This is a genomic window from Vibrio sp. V42_P2S4T144, assembly GCF_009904715.1.
GTDB classification, from domain to species: Bacteria; Pseudomonadota; Gammaproteobacteria; order Enterobacterales; family Vibrionaceae; genus Vibrio; species Vibrio alginolyticus.
Window position 1 is genome coordinate 1 of the sequence record NZ_WXWS01000197.1, and the last position, 2,770, is coordinate 2,770.

The following is a 2,770-nucleotide window of genomic DNA, read 5'->3' on the forward strand; positions in this document are numbered from 1 at the left end:
GATTAATATAGAGTCGTCCTTGCATCAATAGACGTTCTTGTGGAGCGTCGTTTAACGGAATTATTTTTTGAAATTCCGGGCGATCGCTCATTTTCAGCTGATGCGTGAGCATTCTATCCAATTTTGCATGTAACTGGTCGTGAGCATTCGGGCCATACCAAATGCCGTTGTAAAGAAGATAAAACTTAATCGCCACTTCCCAATGTTCTATCTGATTTGATTCTGTATTCCTCAACACCAAATCGACAGCACCAATGGTCTTACCTTCAGCGTCGTTTAACTGAATTTCTTCGGCAATAATCTGATATCGTTCTGAATTAGAAAGAGCCGCAGTGCATAGGTGCTGATATAAAAAACCCAGTCTCGGATTACCATTGTATTGTTCTGAGCTATTCAAAGGTTTGACCGAGACATCTTCTAAGGTTGCAAACGGAGGGCGTAACTTGAAAAGAGGAGGTGAAGTGGCGATCCATTGGTAAAAGCGTTGCAGTTGGTTCATCCGTATCCCTAAATGTATGGTGAGGCGACAAGCTTTGTTATTGTAACTAAATTTGCTTTTGAGGGTAGGGTGGCTAGCATCGATATTAGGGTTCGAGATACACTTTAAATACCTAAATGATATCAAGGTGCCAGATGTCAAAACGTTGTTGTATCAACTAGGCTGCACTCTTTTGTCTGATTCCATCGAGAGGTTATTTAGGTTTACATGCGCTAGAAATTGGAAGTAATAATGAATAACTTAAAGCTAGAACAGATTCTTAATGACAAACTGTCACCGCAGTTAATTAAAGATTACGCACCAAACGGGTTACAGGTAGAAGGGACGCCAGCCGTAAAGCGTATTATCACTGGCGTAACTGCCTCCCAAGCCTTAATCGATAAAGCGATTGAGCTTAATGCAGACGCATTACTCGTTCATCACGGTTATTTTTGGAAAGGTGAACCTGAGCCAATTCGTGGCATGAAAGGTAAACGAATTCGTAGCCTGATCAAAAATGATATCAACTTATACGGTTATCACCTTCCTCTAGATATTCATCCAGAGCTAGGCAACAACGCTGAATTAGCTCGCTTACTTGAAATCGAAGTAGAAGGTGGGCTTGAAGGGCACCCTCAGTCAGTTGCTATGTTTGGGCGCTTGAAAAAGCCGATGTCTGGTGTTGAATTTGCGAGTAAGATCAACCAAGTTCTTGATAGAGAGCCTCTGCATATCGCTCCAGAGAATACCGATAAGATGATTGAGACAGTCGGCTGGTGCACTGGTGGAGGGCAGGATTTCATTGAACTTGCTGTACAGCACGGGCTGGATGCATTTATCTCTGGAGAAATTTCAGAGCGCACCACTTATACCGCTCGTGAAATGGACATTCATTACTTTGCTGCAGGTCATCATGCTACTGAGCGTTATGGTGTTCAGGCCTTAGGCAAATGGCTAGCGGATGAATACGGCCTACATGTGGAGTTTATCGATATTGATAATCCGGTTTAACGTTCGCTATTCGTAACGTTAAGTGCTGAAAAGAAAAAGGGTTGAGACGAAAATCTCAACCCTTTTGTTTGTCTATCTTCGTACTAAAAGATCATTCACGTTCGTGAAGTGGAGAAAACTCACGTTGTGTTTCGCCAGTGTATAGCTGACGAGGACGACCAATGCGGTTCAGTGGATCGCTATGCATTTCGTTCCAGTGAGCAATCCAGCCGATGGTACGAGAAATCGCGAAGATAACCGTAAACATAGAAACTGGAATACCAATCGCTTTAAGAATGATACCTGAGTAGAAGTCTACGTTCGGGTACAGCTTCTTAGACACGAAGTACTCATCAGAAAGCGCAATGCGCTCAAGTTCCATTGCAACGTCTAGCAGAGGGTCTTGAATGTTTAGCTCTTTGAGAACTTCATGACACGTTTCGCGCATTACTGTCGCACGTGGGTCGTAGTTCTTGTAAACGCGGTGACCAAAGCCCATTAAGCGGAATGGGTCATCTTTGTCTTTCGCGCGGTCTACATATTCAGGGATGTTATCGACGCTGCCAATCTCTTCTAGCATTCTCAAGCAGGCTTCGTTTGCACCACCGTGAGCAGGCCCCCAAAGGGATGCAATACCAGCGGCAATACATGCAAATGGGTTCGCACCAGAAGAGCCAGCTAGGCGTACAGTTGATGTCGACGCATTCTGTTCATGATCCGCGTGTAGAGTGAAAATCTTATCCATCGCACGGGCAACCACAGGATTTACTTCATACTCTTCGCAAGGGTTTGCGAACATCATATGCAAGAAGTTCTCTGCGTAGCTAAGGTCGTTACGAGGGTAAATAAATGGCTGACCGATAGAGTATTTGTAACACATCGCCGCCAGTGTTGGCATTTTTGACAGCAGACGGTACGCTGCAATTTCGCGGTGTTCGTCGTTGTTAATGTCAAGAGAGTCGTGATAGAAGGCTGCAAGTGCTCCAACTACACCACACATTACCGCCATTGGGTGTGCATCGCGTCGGAAGCCATGGAAAAAGCTTGCGATTTGCTCGTGTACCATTGTGTGACGAGTAACGGTCGTTTTGAATTGCTCGTATTGTTCTCGGGTAGGGGCTTCACCATAAAGAAGGATGTAACATACTTCTAAGTAATCTGCGTTATTGGCTAATTGATCAATCGGGAAACCGCGGTGCAAAAGAATACCTTTGCCGCCATCGATGTACGTGATTGATGATTCACAAGATGCAGTGGCAAGAAAACCTGGGTCAAAAGTAAAGTAACCATTGGCTCCCAGCT

3 protein-coding genes are annotated in these 2,770 nt (G+C 44.5%); 1 reads left to right on the forward strand and 2 read right to left on the reverse strand.

Going from position 1 to position 2,770, the window contains the following annotated elements:
• The coding region (locus CAG68_RS06830) for a DUF1853 family protein (RefSeq protein WP_161440954.1) at positions 1-499 on the reverse strand (499 nt) is incomplete at its 3' end.
• Positions 500-730: 231 nt separating this feature from the next.
• On the opposite strand from CAG68_RS06830, the gene CAG68_RS06835 reads away from it, so the two are divergent.
• On the forward strand, positions 731-1,489 hold the full coding sequence (locus CAG68_RS06835; RefSeq protein WP_086046581.1) for a Nif3-like dinuclear metal center hexameric protein: 759 nt from the start codon (positions 731-733) through the stop codon (positions 1,487-1,489).
• Positions 1,490-1,580: 91 nt separating this feature from the next.
• Here CAG68_RS06835 and CAG68_RS06840 read toward each other — a convergent pair.
• Positions 1,581-2,770: citrate synthase (locus CAG68_RS06840; protein ID WP_161440955.1), on the reverse strand; the 1,190-nt coding region annotated here is incomplete at its 5' end.